13 protein-coding genes and 1 pseudogene are annotated in these 20,344 nt (G+C 72.8%); 8 read left to right on the forward strand and 6 right to left on the reverse strand.

Going from position 1 to position 20,344, the window contains the following annotated elements:
• Positions 1-13 precede the first annotated feature (13 nt).
• The gene (locus AFM16_RS02110; protein ID WP_078631969.1) at positions 14-628 is read left to right on the forward strand and encodes a TetR/AcrR family transcriptional regulator; all 615 of its coding nucleotides are present in this window, start codon (positions 14-16) and stop codon (positions 626-628) included.
• Between the two features lie 85 nt (positions 629-713).
• Here the strand turns inward: AFM16_RS02110 and AFM16_RS02115 are convergent, their stop codons facing one another.
• Entirely contained in the window at positions 714-1,313 is a 600-nt protein-coding gene (locus AFM16_RS02115; RefSeq protein ID WP_078631971.1) for a TetR/AcrR family transcriptional regulator, read from the reverse strand.
• A gap of 96 nt (positions 1,314-1,409) precedes the next feature.
• Between AFM16_RS02115 and AFM16_RS02120 the strand changes: the two genes are divergently transcribed.
• The gene (locus tag AFM16_RS02120; RefSeq protein WP_078631973.1) at positions 1,410-2,453 is read left to right on the forward strand and encodes an NAD(P)-dependent alcohol dehydrogenase; all 1,044 of its coding nucleotides are present in this window, start codon (positions 1,410-1,412) and stop codon (positions 2,451-2,453) included.
• A 145-nt stretch (positions 2,454-2,598) separates the two neighbouring features.
• Entirely contained in the window at positions 2,599-3,975 is a 1,377-nt protein-coding gene (locus tag AFM16_RS02125; RefSeq protein ID WP_179123241.1) for an MFS transporter, read from the forward strand.
• Positions 3,976-4,022: 47 nt separating this feature from the next.
• Here AFM16_RS02125 and AFM16_RS02130 read toward each other — a convergent pair whose 3' ends face one another.
• The 3 genes from AFM16_RS02130 to AFM16_RS02140 all read right to left on the reverse strand — a co-directional run bounded on the left by AFM16_RS02130 (position 4,023) and on the right by AFM16_RS02140 (position 8,714).
• On the reverse strand, positions 4,023-6,038 hold the full coding sequence (locus tag AFM16_RS02130; RefSeq protein WP_245177609.1) for a helix-turn-helix domain-containing protein: 2,016 nt from the start codon (positions 6,036-6,038) through the stop codon (positions 4,023-4,025).
• Positions 6,039-6,135: 97 nt separating this feature from the next.
• Positions 6,136-6,945 (reverse strand): 3-hydroxybutyrate dehydrogenase, encoded by an 810-nt coding sequence (locus AFM16_RS02135; protein WP_030780947.1) that lies wholly within the window; start codon positions 6,943-6,945, stop codon positions 6,136-6,138.
• Between the two features lie 938 nt (positions 6,946-7,883).
• The gene (locus tag AFM16_RS02140) at positions 7,884-8,714 is read right to left on the reverse strand and encodes a DUF1684 domain-containing protein (protein WP_078631976.1); all 831 of its coding nucleotides are present in this window, start codon (positions 8,712-8,714) and stop codon (positions 7,884-7,886) included.
• A 355-nt stretch (positions 8,715-9,069) separates the two neighbouring features.
• Here AFM16_RS02140 and AFM16_RS02145 point away from each other — a divergent pair, with 355 nt between their 5' ends.
• A complete protein-coding gene (locus AFM16_RS02145; RefSeq protein WP_078631978.1) occupies positions 9,070-10,188 on the forward strand; it encodes an LLM class flavin-dependent oxidoreductase in 1,119 nt (372 codons plus the stop codon).
• A complete protein-coding gene (locus AFM16_RS02150) occupies positions 10,185-11,564 on the forward strand; it encodes an NtaA/DmoA family FMN-dependent monooxygenase (RefSeq protein WP_078631979.1) in 1,380 nt (459 codons plus the stop codon). The genes AFM16_RS02145 and AFM16_RS02150 overlap by 4 nt, the downstream gene beginning before the upstream one ends.
• Here AFM16_RS02150 and AFM16_RS02155 read toward each other — a convergent pair.
• Both AFM16_RS02155 and AFM16_RS02160 read right to left on the reverse strand, forming a co-directional pair.
• Positions 11,545-13,698, reverse strand: a complete 2,154-nt coding sequence (locus tag AFM16_RS02155) for a SpoIIE family protein phosphatase (RefSeq protein ID WP_078631980.1) — start codon at positions 13,696-13,698, stop codon at positions 11,545-11,547. The two genes, AFM16_RS02150 and AFM16_RS02155, sit on opposite strands and share 20 nt — an antisense overlap.
• 954 nt (positions 13,699-14,652) lie before the next feature.
• A complete protein-coding gene (locus AFM16_RS02160; RefSeq protein WP_245177610.1) occupies positions 14,653-15,861 on the reverse strand; it encodes an ROK family transcriptional regulator in 1,209 nt (402 codons plus the stop codon).
• A 334-nt stretch (positions 15,862-16,195) separates the two neighbouring features.
• Here AFM16_RS02160 and mmsA point away from each other — a divergent pair.
• The 3 genes and pseudogenes from mmsA to AFM16_RS02175 all read left to right on the forward strand — a co-directional run.
• A pseudogene (gene mmsA, locus AFM16_RS02165) lies at positions 16,196-17,677 on the forward strand (multiple monosaccharide ABC transporter ATP-binding protein); the annotation flags it as partial.
• Positions 17,674-18,978, forward strand: coding sequence for a multiple monosaccharide ABC transporter permease (mmsB, locus tag AFM16_RS02170; protein WP_078631983.1), 1,305 nt, complete (start codon positions 17,674-17,676; stop codon positions 18,976-18,978). The pseudogene mmsA and the gene mmsB, both read left to right, overlap by 4 nt.
• 194 nt (positions 18,979-19,172) lie before the next feature.
• Positions 19,173-20,285 (forward strand): substrate-binding domain-containing protein, encoded by a 1,113-nt coding sequence (locus AFM16_RS02175; RefSeq protein WP_030780970.1) that lies wholly within the window; start codon positions 19,173-19,175, stop codon positions 20,283-20,285.
• Positions 20,286-20,344 lie beyond the last annotated feature (59 nt).

Raw genomic sequence — 20,344 nt, forward strand, 5'->3', positions numbered from 1 at the left:
TAGGATCACCGCCATGAGCGGGCTACAGGTGAGCTGGGGAGCGCCGCGGCCGGAACGGGCGGACGCGGCGCGCAACCGCGCACATCTGCTGGCCACTGCTCGCGACATGCTGGCCGAGTCCGGTCCCGATCAGCTCACGATGGATGCGTTGGCCGAGCGGTCGGGCCTGGGCAAGGGCACCGTCTTCCGGCGCTTCGGCACCCGGGCGGGGATCTTCCAGGCACTGCTCGACGAGATCGAGCGAGGCTTGCAGGAACGGGTGATGTCCGGGCCGCCGCCACTCGGTCCCGGGGCGCCGCCGGTCGAACGGCTGATCGCTTACGGCCGGGCACGGGTGCGCCTGCTGATCGAGAACACGGAGATCGCCAGATTCGCGCTCGACGGCCGGCAGCCGCTCCCGAGCAGTCCCCAGACACCGGCGTCACAGATGCACATCCGCATGCTCCTGCGCCAGTTGAGCCTGGACGGCGCGGACCTCGACCTGCTCGCGATCCAGCTCACCGCGGCGCTCGACGGCCCGCTCCTGCTCTACCTTTCCACCGACGCACTGACCAACGCAGGCCCTCAGATCGAACAAAGCCTTGGCTCGGCCTGGCAGGACCTGATCGAACGGGTGTGCAGGCCCTGAGAGGACGGCTCTGACAGCCTGAGCGCCGCGTTCACCGCTGGACGCAGCCGGCTCCTGTCCTTCGGTGCCGTACCGGGCCGCCCGATCAGTTGCTCCCCTCGTCGCCAGTCATGGCGCGACGGACGCTCTCGCGGAGCAGTGCACGACGCCGCTCATGCACTTCGGGGGGCTCTTGCGCGGTCGCCGCGTACACGTTGCTGACCGGTGACCAGGCCATCGACATGGCGATCACCATGGCCATGACGTCGAACGGATCTCCCTGGCGTACCAGGCCGGCGGCCTGGGCCTCGGCGATGGCGCGCAGTTTGTGATCGTCGAGGCGGTCGGGGTGGTCGACCAGATGACCGGCCGGGCGGCGCTCCAGGCGCGCCCAGGTGGCCAGTCGGATGAGGTCGGGGCGGCGGAGATATTCGTCGTAGAGGCGCACGGCCCACTCCGCGAGGTCGGTGGCGTCGATCGGGACGACGTTCACGATCCGCTCCAGCGAGCCGAAGAAGATGGTGTCGAAGAGCCCGTCCTTGCTGCCGAAGTAGGCGTAGAGCTGCGCCTTGTTGGTGCGCGCTGCGGCCACGATCCGCTCGACGCGCGCTCCGGCGATCCCGTGCTCGGCGAACTCCTGGATCGCCACATCCAGAATGCGCTGGTAGGTGGCGGCTCCGCGCGAGGTCAGGGGTTGATCGGTCATGCCCTCACCCTACTAAACAGAACAGTTGGTTTGCCAAGCGCGTCGGAGGTGCCTACGCTGAAACAAACAAACTGGTCTGTTTAAAGGGGAAGCGGCATGAGGAACACAGTTGGCTGGCAGGTGGAAGGTCCGTCGGCGGCACTTCGACGGGCACCGTTGAAACGGCGCGACCTGCGGCCCGACGACCTCGCGGTCCGGGTGGACTATTGCGGCGTGTGCAGCACGGATCTGCACGCCGTCAGCGCGCGCGACGGCAAACGCGGTGAGCCCCTGGTGCCGGGGCACGAGTTCACCGGCGTGGTGACCGAGATCGGACCCGCGGTCACCCGCTTCGCCGTCGGCGACCCGGTCGCGGTGGGCAACATCGTCGACTCGTGCGGCGAGTGCGCCATGTGCCGGGCCGGCCAGGAGAACTTCTGCCACGCCTTCCCGACCCTGACCTACGACGGCACCGACCGGCATGACGGATCGAACACCCTGGGGGGCTACTCCCGCGAGTACGTCGTCCGCGACCGTTTCGCCTACCCCCTCCCCGCGGAGCTGGATCCGGCTGCCGCCGCTCCTCTGCTCTGCGCCGGGATCACCGTCTGGGAACCGCTCCAGGCACTCGGCGTGGGGGCGGGAAGCCGCGTCGCCGTGGCGGGACTGGGCGGCCTGGGCCACCTCGCGGTCAAGATCGCCGTAGCGCTCGGCGCCGAGACCTCGGTGATCAGTCGCTCACCGGACAAGGCCGACGACGCCCGTCGCCTCGGCGCTCGGAGCCTCATCGTCTCCACGGACCCGGAGCAGATGGCTGACGCCCGCGACCGGTTCGACGTCGTCATCGACACCATTTCCGCCCCTCACGACCTCGGCCCGTACCTCCGCCTGGTCGCCATGGACGGAACGCTCAGCCACGTCGGGTACCTCGGCCCCGTCACCGTGGAAACGACCGACCTGCTCGTGGGACGCAAGAAGCTCAGCTCCGCCGGCAGCGGCGGCAGGCCGGCTACCGCGGCCATGCTGGACTTCTGCGCCGAGCACGGCATCACCGCCGACATCGAACTGCTTCCCTCGGCACGAGTGAACGAGGCCCTCGACCGCCTCCGGCGTAACGACGTCCGCTACCGCTTCGTACTCGACATGTCCGACCTGGACTGAACGGCCTTTCCACGAGCCGGCATGGTGGCCGCACGCATAGGCGACACCCGAACTATGTCGCCCTGCCACATGTGCGCCTGACCTGCGGATTTCTACGGTGTGGCGACACGTAAACGTCCCCGTCACACCCCAGGAAGTGGTGCCGATGTCGTCGCCCGCAACCGCTCCACCGGCCCCGAACAACCTCAAGCGCATCGTCGCCGCCAGCCTCATCGGCACGACCATCGAGTGGTACGACTTCTTCCTCTACGGTTCCGCCGCCGCGCTCGTCTTCAACAAGCTGTTCTTTCCCGACTCGGACCCGCTGGTCGGGACACTGCTGTCGTTCCTCACGTATGCCGTGGGATTCGCGGCGCGGCCGCTGGGCGCGCTGGTGTTCGGGCACTACGGCGACCGGCTCGGCCGGAAGAAGCTGCTGGTGCTGAGTCTGCTGCTGATGGGCGGGGCGACCTTCGCGATCGGGCTGCTGCCGACGCACGCCAGCATCGGGGCGGCCGCGCCCGTGCTGCTGACGGTGCTGCGTCTGGTGCAGGGCTTCGCGCTCGGCGGCGAGTGGGGCGGGGCCGTGCTCCTGGTCTCCGAGCACGGGGACGCCGAACGGCGCGGGTTCTGGGCCTCGTGGCCGCAGACCGGGGCGCCCGCGGGGCAGTTGCTGGCGACCGGTGTGCTGTCCCTGCTGACCGCCGTGCTGTCGGACGCGGCGTTCGGCTCCTGGGGCTGGCGGATCCCGTTCCTGCTCTCCGGCGTCCTGGTGATCGTCGGCCTGTGGATCCGGCTGTCCGTGGACGAGTCGCCCGTGTTCCAGCAGGCGCGGGAACGGGCCGAGGCCCGCAAGGAGGACGACGAGCGGCTGCCGCTGGTGGCCGTGCTCCGGCACCACTGGCGGGACGTGCTGGTGGCGATGGGGGCGCGCATGGCGGAGAACATCTCCTACTACGTGATCACCGCGTTCATCCTGGTCTACGCGACCGTCTCGGCCGGCGTCTCCAAGCAGACCGCGCTCAACGCCGTGCTCATCGGCTCGGCGGTGCACTTCGCCGTGATCCCGGCCTGGGGCGCGCTGTCCGACCGGATCGGCCGCCGCCCCGTCTATCTGCTGGGCGCGGTCGGCATCGGGCTGTGGATGTTCCCGTTCTTCTCGCTCGTGGACACCGGCCGCTTCGGCAGTCTCGTCCTCGCCGTGACCGTCGGACTGGTGCTGCACGGGGCGATGTACGCGCCGCAGGCCGCCTTCTTCTCCGAGATGTTCGCCACCCGGATGCGGTACTCGGGCGCGTCCATCGGCGCCCAGTTCGCCTCGGTCGCGGCGGGCGCCCCGGCGCCGCTGATCGCCACGGCGCTCCTCGCCGACTACGGCAGCTCGACGCCGATCGCGCTGTACGTGATCGCCGCGGTGCTGGTGACCGTCGTCGCGGTGGGCGTCGCCCAGGAGACCCGGCACCGTGATCTGGCCGACGTGGCTCCCGCCCCGGAGGCCGGCCCCGCGCCGGAGGCGGAGGCGGCGGACGCCCGGACCGTCTGAGCCCTCTCCGACCGCTGATCCCCGTGCGCTCCGCTCGCGTACGGGGATCAGCGCTGTGCGGGCAGTGCCAACAGACGCAGGCGCAGGGCGAGTTGTATCTCCAGCACGCGGTCCGGGGTGTTCCAGTCGTCGCCGAGGAGACGGGCGACGCGGTCCAGGCGCTGGGCCACCGTGTTGACGTGCACGTGGAGCGCGTCCTTGGTGCGGACGGGGCTCATCCCGCAGGCGAAGTACGCGTCGAGGGTGCGCAGCAGCTCCGTTCCGCGCCGTTCGTCGTAGGCGACGACCCGGCCGATGGTGCGGTCGACGAAGCCGGTCACGTCCCGTTCGCCGGCCAGCAGGAGTCCCAGGAACCCGAAGTCCTCGGCGGCCGCCCCGTCCCCGGAGCGGGCCAGCAGCCGCAGCGCGTCGAGGCAGCGGCGGGCCTCGTCGTAGGCGGCGACGACCGCCTGCCGGTCGGCCGCGAGACCGCGCACCGGGGCGGAGGCGCCGACGGTGACCGCCTCGTGGACGGCGGTGCCCAGGTGCCGGGCGGTGCGGCGGGCCACGTCCCCGGCGGTCGTGCCGGGTTCCAGGGGCAGCAGCAGGACCGTGCCGCCGTCGCGGGCCGCGGCCAGGCCGTGCCGGGTGGCGGCGAGGTGGGAGGCCGCGGACCACAGCCGGGTGCGGGCAGCCGCCTCCTGGTCGGCGTCGGCGGCGATGCCGTCGAGCCGGGCCGCGAGCACGACATGGGTGGCGTCCAGGTCGGCGCGCAGCCGCGCGGCCCGCTCGCGCAGCAGGCGTGGGTCGCGGTCGCGGGCGTCGAGCAGGTCGTCCAGGAGTTCGCCGCGCACCCGCTGTTCGGCCTCGACGGCGGAGCGCCGGGCCAGGAGCAGCAGGGAGGTCACCATGGCGGCCCGCTCCAGGGTGCGCTGGTCGACGGGGTCGAGGCCGGGGTGGCCGTGCAGGACGAGCGCGCCGAGCAGTTCGTCGCCGGCGGCCACCGCGGCGATCCAGTCGTCCCGGTGCCGTACGGCGTGGCCCTCGGCGCGGGAGGCGGCGACCGCCGCGGGGGCGGCCGTCTCGGTGAACTCCACCGTTCCGTCGAGGACTTCGGAGACGGCGGCGGCCACGTCGTGCACGCCGCCGCCGCGCAGGACCAGTTCGGCCAGCCGGTCGTGGACGTCGGAGGCGCGCTCGATGACACCGCTGCGGTCCCGGATGATCTCGTTGGCGCGCTCCAGGCCCGCCAGGGCCGAGCGGGTCTCGGTGAGCAGATTGGCGGTGTCGATGGCGGCGGCGGCCAGCGCGGCGAAGGAGCCGAGCAGGGCGATCTGCTCCCGTTCGAAGACCCGGGCGCGGCGGTCGGCGGCGAACAGCACGCCGATGACGTTCATCCCGAGGGTCAGGGGGACGCCGAGGATCGCGACCAGGCCCTCGTCGCGTACGCCCGCGTCGATGGTCGCGGTGTGCCGGAAGCGTTCGTCGCGGAAGTAGTCGTCGGTGACGTACGGGCGGGCCGTCTGGGCGACGAGACCGCCGAGGCCCTCGCCCATGCCCAGGCGGAGCTGCTGGAAGCGGGCGGCGACCGAGCCCTCGGTGACCCGCATGTAGGTGTCTCCACGGTCCGGGTCGTGCAGGCTCAGATAGGCGATGTCGGTGCCGAGCAGCGAGCGGGCCCGCTGCACGATGGCCCGCAGCACGGCGTCCAGGTCCCGCAGGCCGGCCAGGTCGTGGGCCGTCTCGAACAGCGCCGACAGCTCGGCCTCCCGGCGCCGGCGGCCCTCCAGCTCGGCCCGCACCCGCAGCGCGGCGAGCTTGGCCCGCTCCAGGGCCGCGATCCGCCCGGCGGGCCTGCCCTCGGCGCGGGCCGCGAGCACGGGCCCCTCGTACGCCTCGGCCGGAGCACCCCGGGCGAGCAGCTCCAGGAACGGCGCGTCCAGGTCGTCGTGACCGGTGCCGTCGTGGCCGGTGTCGACGTGGCTCGTGCCGTCGTGGCTCGTGACGTCGTGCCCCATGTCGCCGTGGCGCGGGTCGTCGTGGCCGGGCGGCCGGTGGCCGGGGCGGTCGTGGTGGCGGGACATGGTCACAGGATTCCTCATGCCCGGACGGCACCGGCCTCCAGCCTGCCGTCCGGTCGTCCGGTTCGTCGGGTCCATCCGGTCCGTCGGGTCCGTCCGGTCAGTGCGCGGTCCAGCCTCCGTCCAGGACCAGCGAGGTGCCGGTCACGAAGGACGCGTGCGGGCCGCACAGGTAGGCGACGGCCTCGGCGACCTCCTCGGGCTCGATGAGCCGCCGCACCGCGCTGTCCCGCAGCAGCACCTCGGTCAGGACGCGGTCCTCCGGAACGCCGTGGGTGCGGGCCTGGTCGGCGAGCTGCCGCTCGACCAGGGGGGTGCGGACGTAGGCGGGGTTGACGCAGTTCGAGGTCACGCCGCGGGCGGCGCCTTCGAGGGCGGCCGTCTTGGACAGCCCTTCCAGTCCGTGCTTGGCGGCCACATAGGCCGACTTGTAGGCGGAGGCGCGCAGCCCGTGGACGGAGGAGATGTTGACGATCCGGCCCCAGCCCTGCCCGTACATATGGGGAAGGGCGCCGCGGATGAGCCGGAAGGGCGCCTCCAGCATCACGGTGAGGACCGTGTGGAAGACGTCCGGGGGGAAGTCCTCCAGCGGGCTGACCAGTTGGAGCCCGGCGTTGTTGACCAGCACGTCCGTGCCCGCGGCGGCGGCTTCGGCGGCGTCCAGGTCGGTGAGGTCCAGGACGTGCGGTTCGACGGTGCCGGGCAGCCCGGCCGTGCTCTCGACGAGCCCTTCGAGACCGGCCGCGTCCCGGTCGACCGCCCGCACCTTCGCCCCCGCCGCCGCCAGCCGCAGCGCGCAGGCACGGCCGATGCCGCCGGCGGCGCCGGTGACGAGGGCGGTACGGCCGTCGAGGTCCAGGACGGCGGCGGGGGCGGGTGCAGGGGCGGAGGCGGCGAGGGGCTCGGTCATGCCGCCGACTCTAGGCAGCACACCCCCACCACCCCATGTGGCCGCCGTCCACACCTCACGGGGGCAGGATGGCCGGGCGCCACACCCCATGGGGTCGGGACGGCCGGGCGCCCCCACCCGCGAGGTCGGGACCCACCGTCACACCCGGCGAGGTCGGCATGGCCCGACGCCACACCCCACGGGCCGGGATAGCCCGGCGCCCCCACCCGCAAGGCCGGGACGACCCGGCACCCACACCCCCGAGGCCGGCATGACCCGCCACCACAACCCGCGAGGTCGGCATGGCCCGCCGCCGCACTCCGCGGGGGCCGGGACGGCCGGACGCCTCCACCGCAAGGTCGGCACGGCCCGCGCCCACACCCCCGAGGCCGGGACGGCCCGCCGCCACACCCCAGAGATCGGCAAACCCGCCGCCGCACCCCGCAGGGCCGGGACGGCAGCGCACCCCCACCCCCGAGGGCGGACGACCCACCGTCACACCCCAGAGATCGGAAAAGCCCGCCCCCACGCCCCGCGGGGCCGGGACTGCCGGGCAACCCCACCCGCAAGGTCGGAACGGCCCGACGCCCACACCCCCGAGGCCGCGACGCCCCGCCACCACACCCCGCAAGGCCGAGACGGCCGCGCACCCCCACCCGGAAGGTCGGAACGGCCCGGCGCCCACACCCCGCGAAGTCGGGACTGCCCGGCGCCCACACCCCCGAGGCCGCGACGCCCCGCCGCCGCACCCCGCGGGGCCGAGACGGCCGCGCACCCCCACCCCCGGAGGTCGGAACGGCCCGACGCCCCCGCCCCCCCCAAGGTCGGCCGACCGCACGCCCCCACCCCGCGAGGCCGGCAGGATCCGACGCCCCCAGCCCCCGAGGTCGGCATCACCCGACGCCCACCCACACCCCCGAGGCCGGGATCCCCCCGGCCACGTCACCCCCACCCGTCCGTCACGCCGCCCCACCCCGCTCCAGCGGAATGCGTTCGCCCGCCTTCACCGCCACGGGCAGTCGGTTCTCCGTCGGCGGTAGCGGGCAGGTCGCCAGGTCCGTGTAGGCGCAGGGGAGATTGGCCGCCCGGTTGAAGTCGATCGTCACCCGGCCGTCGGCGTCCGGCGGCCCGAGCTGGAGGGAGCGGTTCGCGGCGTACGTCGTCACGCCCGAGGTCGCGTCCGTGAAGAGGACCGACAGCGCGCCCGGTGTCTTGCCGTTGAACACGGTCAGCCGATACGTCTCGCCGTCCAGCTCGAACTCGACCCGGCCGGGGGAATCGTAGACGTGCTCCAGCCCCTCCACCGCGGCGCCGACCGTCACCGGCCGCGGCTCCGCGTCCGCCACGAAACGGCCCTCCAGCACCCAGCGCGGATCGGGGGCGTAGGTGGGCGTGCGGGTGAAGGCGGTCCGCAGGGCGTTGCCGGGGTGGCGGGGCCGGACGATGTCGTGGCCGCCGCGCTTGGCGACCTCGATCAGCGCGTCACCGGCGCCGGCGTAGACGCTGGCGCGCTCCGCGATCACGCCGAACACATGGCGGCCGCGCACCACGGTGCCGTCCACGGTCAGTTCCTCGTCCGGCGCGAGGTCGACGACGATGCCCTCGTCGGTGGTGGACCAGGCGCCGGGCGCGTCGTCGAAGCGGGCCGGCTCGGGACTCAGCCAGCGCAGGCTGGTGATGGCGAGGAAGCCGTGCGGGCCGGACAGCACCTCCTCCTTCTGCCGGTGCCACTCCTCCCACGCCTGGACGAAACCGGTGCGGTCGATGTCCTGGCCGGTCTGGACGGTCATGTGCACTCCCTGAGGCGTTCGGGCCGTTCGTCAGCGGATGTCGATGTCGGCTGCAACCGCCCCGCGCGCGGGTGTCATCCCGTCCGGGCCCGTGCCCCGCCGGATTTCATGAGCCCGCAACACGAGCCCGGGCCGCGCGGCGTAGGTTGAGGCGACCGGTCCGAGGTGGTGAGGGTGGAGGCCTCATGCGTGTTCCTGGCGCGGCACCGCGCGGTGCCGGCACGGGTGCGCGGCTGATCATCCGGCGCCACGTCGACTACTGCCGCACCGCCTCGGCAGTCTGTCCTTCCGCACGCCCCTGACCTCGCCGGCCACCGGGCCGGCCGTCTCGACGTGTCCTCGGAAGGAACCCCCGATGTCCGGCCCCGCCCTGCGGCTCGCCCTCGAAATCGACGGCGACGGCGCCCATCCCGCGGCCTGGCGCCGCGCCGCCCACTCCCCCGACCACCTGCTCACCGCGCGCCGGACGGCCGGTGTCGCCGCCGCCGCGGAGAACGCGGGCTTCACCCTCGTCACCCTGGAGGACGGGGCGCTGCCGCCGGGCGGCGCGTCCGATGTCGTGGGGCGGATCGGCGCGGTGGAGCGGGCCGCGTTCCTCGCCGCGACGACGAGCGTGGTCGGCATCGCGCCCGTGGTGCCGGTGACCTACGCCGAACCGTTCCACGTCTCCAGCCAGTTGGCGTCCCTGGACCACATCTCGTCCGGGCGCGCCGGGTGGGTCGTGGGGGACGAGACGGCTCCGGAGGCGGCGCGCGCCTGGGGCCGCCCGCCGGTCGAGGGTGCCCAGGCGCGGGCTCGCGAGGCCGCCGACGGGGTCGACGTCGGCCGTGCGCTGTGGGACTCCTGGGAGGACGACGCGGTCATCCGCTCGGTGGCCACCAGCCGTTACCTCGACCGTGAGCGTCTCCACTACGTCGACTTCACCGGCGGTTCCTACTCGGTGAAGGGTCCGGCGATCGTGCCGCGGCCGCCGCAGGGGCAGTTGGTGGTGATCGGGCGGCCGGGTGCCGTGCCCGCCGACCGGCTCGACGTGGCCCTCGTCGGCGGCCCGGACCTCGCGTCGGTGACCGCGGCCGCGGCCGCCGTCCGCGCACAGGTGCCCCGGGTGTTCGCCGAGGTCGAGGTCGCCCTCGACACCGCGGACGCCCCGGCCGAGGACCGGGTGGCCGACCTGGCGCGGCACGCGCCGTGGGCCGACGCCGGACGCCTGCGCTACACCGGCTCGGCGACCGGACTCAGCGCCCTGCTGGGCGAGTTGGCGGGCGTGGTGGACGGCGTACGACTGCATCCGCTGGTCCTCGACGAGGAACTGCCCGTGCTGTCACGGCTGGTGATCCCGGCGCTCGTCGAACGGCGGCTCGCGGTGCGCCCGTTGGCCGCCGCCACCCTGCGCACGCACCTGGGTCTGGAGCGCCCCGCCAACCGTTACGCCACCGCCGTCCCGTCGGCCCGACAGCTCGGGGAGATCCGATGACCCGCACCGACCCCCTCGACGTGCCCCGGCCGGACGCGCGGGTGCACTTCGGCGTGTTCTTCCAGGGCGTCAATCACTGGACCGTCTGGTCCGACCCGGCCAGCGGCTCCCAGATCGACCCCGCGAACTTCCGCAAGGTCGCGCAGACCGCCGAACGGGGCCTGTTCGACGCGTTCTTCCTCGGCGAGGGTCTGCGGCTGCGCGAGGTCGACGGCCGGATCCATGAACTCGACGTCGCGGGACGGCCGGACGCCGTCACCCAGCTCGCCGCGCTGGCCGCCGTCACCGACCGGATCGGCCTGGTCAGCACCTCCAACACCACCTTCAACGAGCCCGCCGACCTCGCCCGCCGTCTCTCCGGCCTCGATCTGCTGTCGGCGGGCCGCGCCGGCTGGAACGTGGTGACCACCGACAACGCCTGGACCGGCGCGAACTTCCGGCGCGGCGGCTATCTGGACCACGCCGACCGCTACCGGCGCGCCGAGGAGTTCCTCACCGTGGCGCGCGCCCTGTGGGACGGCTGGGCGGACGGCGCGGTGTCCGGTGCGGCGGACGCCCCGAACTGGGCCGCGCCGGACGCCGTGCGCCGGGTCCGCCATCAGGGGCCGCAGTTCGACGTGGATCTCGCGCCCACCCTGCCGCGCAGCCCGCAGGGCCATCCGGTGATCTTCCAGGCCGGGGACTCCGGCGAGGGCCGCGACTTCGCCGCCCGCAACGCGGACGTGATCTTCTCCGCGCACGGCAACGACTTCGACGACGCGCTGGCGTTCGCCGAGGACGTGCGGCGGCGGCTGCGGGCGGCCGGGCGGCCCGAGGACGATCTGCGGATCCTGCCCGGCACGGAGATCATCATCGGCGCCACCGAGGAGGAGGCGCTGGAGAAGAAGCACTGGATCCGGCTCCAGCAGGTCACCCCGGCGACCGCGCTGGGGGTGGCGGGACTGCTGTGGGGGCTCGACCTGTCCGACCGGGACGCCGACGGCCCGCTGCCGAAGGAGGACCCGGTCGTCACCGAGAACGACGGCTCCTTCGGCGCCCGGCGGGTCGCCGATCCCCGCGCGGTCGTCGCCGAGTGGCGGGAGAAGGCCGAGGCGAACGGCTGGTCGCTGCGGGAGACGGTCATCCGTCTCGGCCCGCAGCGCGGCCATGTCGGCACCCCGGCCGGGCTCGCCGACCGGTTCGCGCACTGGGTGCGGCACGGCGCCGTCGACGGCTTCAACGTCACGCCGTACCTGATCCCCGACGGCCTCGACGACATCGTGAACCTGCTCGTCCCCGCACTCCAGGAACGCGGCGTCTATCCGGCCGGGTACGCGGGGACGACACTGCGCGAGCACCTCGGCCTGCGCGAGCCGCTCACCCGTCGGGCCGGCTGACCGTACCCGGGCCGGCTCGCGCCTGGGCGAGGGGCGTCGGCTGGAGCAGGAGCAGGGCGATGTCGTCGGTGTGGCGGTCGCGGCGGCGGCGGGCGTGGGCGAGCAGGCGGTCCAGGAGCTGGTGCAGCGGGAGGTCGCCGGCCGCGCCGAGACGGCGGGCGAGGCCGGCGGTGGTCCGGGCCATGTCGGTGCCCGGGGACTCCACCAGGCCGTCGGTGTAGAGGGCGAGGACCGCGCCCGGCTCCAGGGTCAGGGTGGTGAGCGGGTAGGCGGGGGCCACGACCTCGATGCCGAGCGGCGGCCCCGGCCGGACGTCGACGACACGCGCCCGGTCGTGGGGGCGCCGCAGGAGCGGGGGCGGGTGTCCGGCGCTGGCGAGGGTCAACCGGTGCTCGGCCAGGTCGAGATGGGCGTAGAGACAGGAGGCGAACCGGCCGGCGTTCAGGTCGGCGAGGTCGCGGTCGGTGCGGACGAGCACCTGGTCGGGGCTGGCCCCGGCCGTGGCGTGGGAGTGCACGGCCATCCGGACCTGGCCCATGAGGGCGGCCGCCGTCATGTCGTGGCCCTGGACGTCTCCGATGACGGCCGCGGCGGTGGTGTCGGTCAGCCGGATGAGGTCGTAGAAGTCGCCGCCGATGTTCATGCCGTGGCCCGCGGGAAGGTAGCGTGCGGCGACTTCGAGGCCGGTCACGGACGGCAGGGCCTGTGGCAGGAGCGTCTGCTGGAGGGCGTGGGCGAGCCCGTGCTTGGCGTCGTAGAGCCGGGCGCGGTCCAGGGCCTGGGCGACGAGTCCGGCGAGCGGGGTGAGGATCGAGCGCTCGGCGGCGGTGAAGAGGCGCGGGTGGTTGTAGGCGAGGAGGAGGCCGCCGAGGGGGCGTCCCGAGCTGAGCAGCGGCAGGAAGGCCCACGCCTCCTTGTCGCTGATCTGGGGCGCCCGGGGGTATTCGCGGGTCAGCTCGGCGCGGCTGGCGAAGAACGACGAGGTGCCGGTGGCCAGGACGCGGCCCGCGGGGGTCAGCTCGGTGTCCACGGGCAGTCCGTCGATCAGCTCGACCACGGCGGGGTCGTAGCCGCGGTGGCCGATGATGTGCATCCGGGCCCCGTCGGCGGTGTACATGATCATGCCGTGGGCGCCGAAGGCGGGCAGGATCTGTTCGGCGACCAGGTCCACGACGTCCTGGACGCCGATGGTCTCGGTGAGCGCGGCCGCCATCGTCATCAGCAGATGGATCCGGCTCTCCGGCATGCCCACGGTGCTCGCGGGCGGCGGGGTCCCGGCGGGTCTGGAGGACCGGTCGGGGGTGATGAGGATGCTGGTGCCGCTGTCGTCGGTGTGGAAGCGCAGGTCGAGCCACTGGTCCGGCGGGCGCAGGACGGTCAGGGCGACGGGCTCGCGGCTGGTCAGGGCCGTGCGGTACGCGTCCATGTAGGCGATGGTGTCGAGCCAGGGCAGCGAATCCCCGGGCCGGCTGCCCAGCAGGTGGGCCGGGGGCCGGCCGAGCAGGGCGCCGGCTGCGGTGTTCACGTAGGCGACGCGGCCGCCGACGTCGAGGGCGAGGGTGCCGAGCGGAAGGCGTTCCACCAGGCCGGCCGCCGCGTGCGGGGACTGCGGTCCCGGCTGGGTGTGATGGAGGTGGACGAAGCGGGGCCGGTCGGGGATGACGGGCGGGCCGGGGGCGGTGTTCAGGACCCGGGCGAGGCGTCGGACGCTGTAGGCGATGTGCCCGCGTTCGCGGCGGCTGAGCCGGGGAGAACGGCCGGGGGCCCACATCAGCAGCAGCGCGCCCCGGCAGTGCCGGACGTCCCTGAACGGGACGACGGCGAAGGCGAGTTGATAGGGAATGTTGGCGGCGGCGCGCGGATAGCAGCGGGCCAGCTCCTCCAGCGAGCTGACCCAGACGAGCCGCTCACCGCGGATCGCGTCCTGGGCGGGACCGTGCGCGGCGTACGTGGTCCGCCACCAGGGCGCGAAGGCGTCGACCGGCGCCCCGCAGAGCGACACCAGCCCGAGCACACCCTCGGCCTGGTCCAGCAGATAGACACCGCCGGACTGGGCTCCGGTACGACGCACGGCGGCGGCCAGGGCGTCACCGAGCGCATCGACCACATCTGTCTGCTCAGTGGACCCGGTCATCCGGCGCGACCCCTGACGCCCATACCGGCACGGTAAGCCAGCCCGGGGGCCACGGCATGTGGATCAGGTGCGTGGCCCCGGCGGATACGGCCACCTGCGGCGGGCGGGGCCCGTCCACCGGGCGGGGGTACGTGGCCGACGGGACGGCGTGCGGTGGGGCGTACGTGGCCGACGGGACGGCGTGCGGTGCACAGGCCAGGCACCCGGCAGGCGCGTGCGGCCTGGGGCGGGCAGGGCGGGCACGGGTGCGGCAGGCACGCCCCAGGCGGGGCCGACCCACGCGCCAAGCGGGATGACCCGCGCGCCAGACCCACAGCGCGTCGGCAGACACCCGGCGGGCGCATGCGGCCCGCGGCGGGCACGGCGGGCACAGGTGCGGCCAGCCCGCGGCAGGCGGAGTCGGCCCACGCGCCGAGCGGGGTGACCCGCGCGCCAGGCCCGCAGCCCGTCGGCAGGCACCCGGCGGGCACGTGCGGCCCGCGGCGGGCAGGGCGGCACAGGTGCGCCAGGGCAGGCACCGGTGCAGCAGGGCTGCCACAGGTGCGGCAGGCACGCCCCAGGCGGGGCCGGCCCACGCGCCAAGCGGGGTGACCCGCGCGCCAGGCCCGCAGCCCGTCGGCAGGCACCCGGCGGGCACGTGCGGCCCGCGGCGGGCAGGGCGGCACAGGTGCGCCAGGGCAGGCACCGGTGCAGCAGGGCTGCCACAGGTGCGGCAGGCACGCCCCAGGCGGGGCCGGCCCACGCGCCAAGCGGGGTGACCCGCGCGCCAGGCCCACAGCGCGTCAGCAGGCACCCGGCAGGCGCGTGCGGCCCGCGGCGGGCACGGCGGGCACAGGTGCGGCCAGCCCGCGGCAGGCGGGACGGCCACGCGCGCACGCGCGGCAGGCCCGCGTCACGCGGCGCGGGCGGGCGGCGAGCCGGGCCCGGGCCCGGACGGAAGAGGCGGGTTTCGGTTCAGGCCGGGGTCACCGTCGTCCCCACGAGTGCCGAGAGCTGGGGTGAGTACGTGGCGTGCAGGACGAGGGCCGCGCTGCCGACCACCGCCGCGTCCGTGCCGAGGGGGGACGCCTCGACCTCGACGACCCTGATGTGGCGGGCCAGGGGGCGGCTCGCCAGGGCCGCGGCGACGGTGTCGACGTAGCGCGACTCGACGTGCTGGATGCCGTGGCCGCCGAGGACGATGAGGTCCACGTCGATGAAGTTCGCGATGTCGACCGCGACGGAGGCGACATGGTGGGCGGTCTCGTCGATGACGGCCGCCGCGACCGGGTCGCCGGCGGCCGCGGCGACGCGGACGGCGGCGTGGTCGACGGCGCCGGGGTCCTCGGCGAACGTCCGCGCCAGCGCGCTGTCCGGGTGCGGCCCGGCGGCGAGTCTGCGGTGCACCTCGGCGACGATCGCGGTGGGGTTGACGAGCCCCTCCAGACACCCCCGGTTGCCGCAGTAGCACAACGGCCCGTCGGGCAGCACCGAGGAGTGTCCGAACTCGCCCGCGTTGAGCGAACCGCCGCGGTACACCTGGTGGTTGAGGATGAGTCCGCCGCCGATGCCGGTGCCGAGGAAGAAGTAGGCGAAGTTCGCGACCCCGCGCCCCGCGCCGGACCAGCGCTCCCCCACCGCGGCGGCGGTGGCGTCGTTGTCGAGGGTGACCGGGAGCCCGGTGGCCTCGCTCAGCATGTGCTGCACGGGCACCCGGGTCCAGCCGGAGAGCTGGGGGGCGCCGACGATCACGCCCTGCGCGACGTCGATCGGACCGGGGGTCGCGAGGCCGAGGCCGAGGACCCGGTCGCGGGCGACGCCCGTCTCGGCGAGCACGTCGGCGACGAGTTCCGCCATGTCCTTCACGACCTGCGCCGGGTCGATGCCGGGGTGCGTGGGGCGCTTCTTGACGACGAGGGGCCGGCCGAGCAGGTCGACCACGGTGCAGCTCAGCTCGACCGGGTCGAAGTGCAGCCCGACGGCGCTGCCCGCGTCGGCGTTGACCCGCAGGGTGGTGCGGGGCTTGCCGCCGGTCGCCCCCCGGCTCGCGCCGTCCTCGCGCACGATCCCCTCGTCGAGCAGCCGCCGCACGATGCCCGAGACCGTCTGCGGGGTGAGACCGGTGTGCTGGGCGATCTCGACGCGGCTGATGCCGTCGGCGAGCTGGATCTGGTCCAGGACCACGGCCCGGTTGTATCGCCCGACCTTGGGAAGGTTCGTTCCTGCCTGCCGCACGCACGGTCCTCTCTCGTAACCCCCCGACAACATATCTCCCGCACCCCATTGACTTAGTAAAACAAATGGATTTAGTGTCCGGGCGCAGACGAAACATCCCGGACACGAAGGCACCGGGCAGTGCCATCGGAGGCAAGTAGATGTCCATGCAATGCCGCAGGCCCGAAGGCCCGGGGACCGCTTCGCGGGCTCCCGGCGGTGGGGAGCACCGCTCATGACACCCACCGCCACGACCCTGCTGGAGATGCGGTCGATCACCAAGACCTTCCCCGGCGTCACCGCGCTCGCCGACGTCAGCCTCGTCGTGCGGGAAGGTGAGATCCACGCGATCTGCGGCGAGAACGGCGCCGGCAAGTCCACGCTGATGAAGGTGCTGAGCGGGGTGCACCCGTACGGCAGCTACAGCGGCGACATCGTCTACCGGGGCGAGCAGGTCCGCTTCCACGACATCCGGGCCAGCGAGCAGGCCGGCATCGTGATCATCCACCAGGAGCTGGCGCTGGTGCCCGGTATGTCGATCACCGAGAACCTGTTCCTCGGCAACGAACCGCGCCGCCGCGGCGCCATCGACTGGAAGACCGCCCAGCGCCGGGCCCTGGAGCTGATGGAGCAGGTCGGCCTCCGGGAGGACCCCGACACGCTGATCAAGGACATCGGCGTCGGCAAGCAGCAACTCGTCGAGATCGCCAAGGCGTTCGCGAAGGACGTGAAGCTGCTGATCCTCGACGAGCCGACCGCGGCCCTCAACGAGGACGACTCCCGGCATCTGCTCGACCTGCTGCGCGGCTTCCGCGAGCGGGGCATCACCTCGATCATCATCTCGCACAAGCTGAACGAGATCGAGGCGGTCGCCGACACCATCACCATCCTGCGCGACGGCCGGACCATCGAGAGCCTCGACGTGCAGGCGGACGGCGTCAACGAGGACCGGATCGTGCGCGGCATGGTCGGCCGGGAGCTCGACAGCCGCTTCCCCGACCACACCCCGGACATCGGCGAGGTCTTCTTCGAGGTCCGCGACTGGACGGTACGGCACCCGAGTTCGGACGAACGGCTGGTGTGCAAGGGCTCGTCCTTCCACGTCCGGCGCGGCGAGATCGTCGGCTTCGCCGGACTCATGGGCGCGGGCCGCACCGAACTCGCGATGAGCCTCTTCGGCCGCTCCTACGGCACCTGGCTGTCCGGTCAGGTCTTCAAGGACGGCAAGGAGATCCGGCTCAAGACGGTGTCGGACGCCATCCGGCACGGCCTCGCCTACGTCAGCGAGGACCGCAAGTCGATCGGTCTGAACCTGCTGGACGACATCAAGACCTCGATGGTGGCCGCCAAACTGTCGAAGATCGCACGCAACAGCGTCATCGACCCGGTGCGCGAGCACCGCATCGCCGAGGAGTACCGCCGCAGCCTGCGGATCAAGACGCCGAACGTCGACGAGGGCGTCGTCAAGCTCTCCGGCGGCAATCAGCAGAAGGTCGTCCTGGCGAAGTGGATGTTCACCGACCCGGACCTGCTGATCCTCGACGAGCCCACCCGCGGCATCGACGTGGGCGCCAAGTTCGAGATCTACGGGATCATCCAGCGGCTGGTGGCCCAGGGCAAGGGAGTTGTCGTCATCTCCTCCGAGCTGCCCGAGCTGATCGGCCTGTGCGACCGCATCTACACGGTGTTCGAGGGCACCATCACGGGCGATGTGGCGCGCGCCGACGCCGACCCGGAACTCCTGATGAAGCAGATGACCGCTACCAAGAAGAGCCCCACTCCATGAGCCGTATAACTGACCTTCAGAAGAACCTCTTCGGGGGCTCGACCTCCAACGCCCGCCAGTTCGGCATGATCTCCACCCTGGTGGCGATCGTCCTGCTGTTCCAGATCTGGACCGACGGCCTGACGCTGACCTCCGGCAACCTCATCGCGGTGGTCAGCCAGTACTCGTACATCCTGATCCTGGCCATCGGCATGCTGATGGTGATCGTCGCCGGGCACATCGACCTGTCGGTCGGCTCGGTCGCCGCGTTCACCGGCATCGTCGTCGCCAAGGCGATGCAGGAGTACGACCTGCCGTGGCCGCTGGGGATCGTGCTCGGGCTGCTCGTCGGCGCGGCGATCGGCGCCTGGCAGGGCTTCTGGGTCGCCTACATCGGCGTACCGGCCTTCATCGTGACCCTCGCCGGGATGCTGCTGTTCCGCGGCGGCAACCAGTACATCGGCAACGCCGACACGGTGCCGGTGCCCGAGGGCTTCCGGGAGATCGGCGCCGGCTTCCTGCCCGAGGTGGGGCCCGACACCGGCTACAACAACCTGACGCTGCTGCTCGGCGTGGCCGCCTGCGCCGGTGTGGTGTGGCGGGAGTGGCGGGCGCGGCAGACCCGCCGTGAGATGGGGGCCGACACGGCTCCGCTGTGGGTCGCGGGCATCCGGCTGGCCGTCATGATCGGCGTGATCGTCTTCGCGACGCTCCGGTTCGCCGGCGGCCGGGTCGGCACCAGCCTGCCGATCTCCGGCATCATCCTGATCGTCCTGGTCCTCGCCTACTCCTTCTACACCCGCAACACCGTGGGCGGACGGCACATCTACGCCGTGGGCGGCAACGCCCGCGCAGCGGAGCTGTCCGGGGTGAAGCTCAAGCGGGTCAACTTCCTCGTCATGATGAACATGTCGGTGCTGGCCGCGCTGGCCGGCATGATCTTCGTGGCCCGGTCGTCGGCCTCCGGCCCGCAGGACGGTCTGAGCTGGGAACTGGACGCCATCGCGGCCGTGTTCATCGGCGGCGCGGCGGTCTCCGGCGGTCTCGGCACCGTCAGCGGCTCGATCGTCGGCGGTCTGGTGATGGCCCTGCTCAACAACGGCCTCCAACTGGAGGGCGTCGGCTCCGACATGGTCCAGATCATCAAGGGTCTGGTGCTCCTGCTGGCCGTCGCCTTCGACGTCTACAACAAGAGCCAGGGACGGTTCTCGATCATCGGCACACTGACACGTCCGTTCCGGCGGGACGATCCGGGGGCGCCGGCCGCGCCCGCGGCCCCGGCCTCCGATCCGGACGCCGACAAGGCCAAGGTGGCGGGCTGACCGGCCGCGACCCGTCCTCCTCCCCCCAGACGACCGGACACCCGGTCCCCTGACAACCGGGTGTCCGGTCCCCCCTCTCCCGGCACGACCGGGCACGGTCACACGGTCCGGCGGTTCCACCGCACCGCCTCCGCCGCGTTCGACGGCACAGCTCACTCAAGGCACCAGCACCACACGAAGGGTTCACCTCCACCATGCGCACATCCGTCATCAGAAGCATCGCCGCCGTCGGCGCCGTCGCCCTGCTCACCCTGGGCACCGCGGCCTGCTCCAACGAACGCGAGGGCTCCACCAGCAGCGACAGCGCCGACGGCAAGGGCTTCAAGCAGGACTCCCTGATCGGCGTGGCGCTGCCCGCCAAGACGTCGGAGAACTGGGTGCTCGCCGGTGACCTGTTCACCTCGGGCCTCAAGGACGCGGGCTTCAAGGCCGACGTCCAGTACGCGGGCGCCTCGACGACCGTCGCCGACCAGCAGGCGCAGATCTCCTCCATGGTCACCAAGGGCGCGAAGGTCATCGTGATCGGCGCGACCGACGCCTCCCAGCTCGCCACCCAGGTGAAGCAGGCCAAGGAGGAGGGCGCCACCGTCATCGCCTACGACCGTCTGATCACCAACACCCCGGACGTCGACTACTACATCGCCTTCGACAACTTCAAGGTCGGCCAGCTCCAGGGCCAGGCCCTGATCGACGGCATGAAGGCGAAGAAGGCGAAGGGCCCCTGGACCATCGAGCTGTTCTCCGGCTCGCCGGACGACAACAACTCCAAGGTGTTCTTCGACGGCGCGATGGAGGTCCTGAAGCCCCTCATCGACAAGGGCGACATCGTTGTCGGATCGGGTCAGACCGACATCAAGCAGACGGCCACGCAGGGCTGGAAGGCGGAGAACGCCCAGCAGCGCATGGACTCGCTGCTGACCTCGGCCTACGGCGGCAAGAAGACCCTCGACGGCGTCCTGTCCCCGAACGACACCCTCGCCCGCGCGATCCTCACCTCGGTCAAGGGCGCCGGCAAGGCCGTCCCGGTCGTCACCGGCCAGGACTCCGAGGTCGAGTCGGTGAAGTCGATCATGGCCGGTGAGCAGTACTCGACCATCAACAAGGACACCCGCAAGCTCGTCGCGGAGACCGTCAACATGGTCAAGGCCCTCCAGAAGGGCGACAAGCCGACCATCAACGACACCAAGTCGTACGACAACGGTGTCAAGGTCGTCCCGTCGTACCTCCTGCCGCCCGTCATCGTGACGAAGGACAACGCGGCCGAGGCGTACGCCAACGACCCGAAGCTGTCGGCGCTCACCAAGTAGTCCACCGAGCCCTGCGCACGCCGCCGCCCGCCCCGATCACCTCCGGGGCGGGCGGCGGC

Origin of the sequence: Streptomyces antibioticus (assembly GCF_002019855.1) — a bacterium.
In the GTDB taxonomy this organism is placed as follows: domain Bacteria; phylum Actinomycetota; class Actinomycetes; order Streptomycetales; family Streptomycetaceae; genus Streptomyces; species Streptomyces antibioticus_B.

What these genes read in the sequence shown, in the direction of transcription:
- mmsB (WP_078631983.1), top strand. Translation starts at nt 17,674, where the DNA reads ATGAGCCGTATAACTGACCTTCAGAAGAACCTCTTCGGGGGCTCGACC.
- AFM16_RS02135 (WP_030780947.1), bottom strand. Translation starts at nt 6,945, where the DNA reads ATGACCGAGCCCCTCGCCGCCTCCGCCCCTGCACCCGCCCCCGCCGCC.
- AFM16_RS02175 (WP_030780970.1), top strand. Translation starts at nt 19,173, where the DNA reads ATGCGCACATCCGTCATCAGAAGCATCGCCGCCGTCGGCGCCGTCGCC.
- AFM16_RS02155 (WP_078631980.1), bottom strand. Translation starts at nt 13,698, where the DNA reads ATGACCGGGTCCACTGAGCAGACAGATGTGGTCGATGCGCTCGGTGAC.
- AFM16_RS02145 (WP_078631978.1), top strand. Translation starts at nt 9,070, where the DNA reads ATGTCCGGCCCCGCCCTGCGGCTCGCCCTCGAAATCGACGGCGACGGC.
- AFM16_RS02110 (WP_078631969.1), top strand. Translation starts at nt 14, where the DNA reads ATGAGCGGGCTACAGGTGAGCTGGGGAGCGCCGCGGCCGGAACGGGCG.
- AFM16_RS02130 (WP_245177609.1), bottom strand. Translation starts at nt 6,038, where the DNA reads ATGTCCCGCCACCACGACCGCCCCGGCCACCGGCCGCCCGGCCACGAC.
- AFM16_RS02125 (WP_179123241.1), top strand. Translation starts at nt 2,599, where the DNA reads ATGTCGTCGCCCGCAACCGCTCCACCGGCCCCGAACAACCTCAAGCGC.
- AFM16_RS02150 (WP_078631979.1), top strand. Translation starts at nt 10,185, where the DNA reads ATGACCCGCACCGACCCCCTCGACGTGCCCCGGCCGGACGCGCGGGTG.
- AFM16_RS02120 (WP_078631973.1), top strand. Translation starts at nt 1,410, where the DNA reads ATGAGGAACACAGTTGGCTGGCAGGTGGAAGGTCCGTCGGCGGCACTT.
- AFM16_RS02140 (WP_078631976.1), bottom strand. Translation starts at nt 8,714, where the DNA reads ATGACCGTCCAGACCGGCCAGGACATCGACCGCACCGGTTTCGTCCAG.
- AFM16_RS02115 (WP_078631971.1), bottom strand. Translation starts at nt 1,313, where the DNA reads ATGACCGATCAACCCCTGACCTCGCGCGGAGCCGCCACCTACCAGCGC.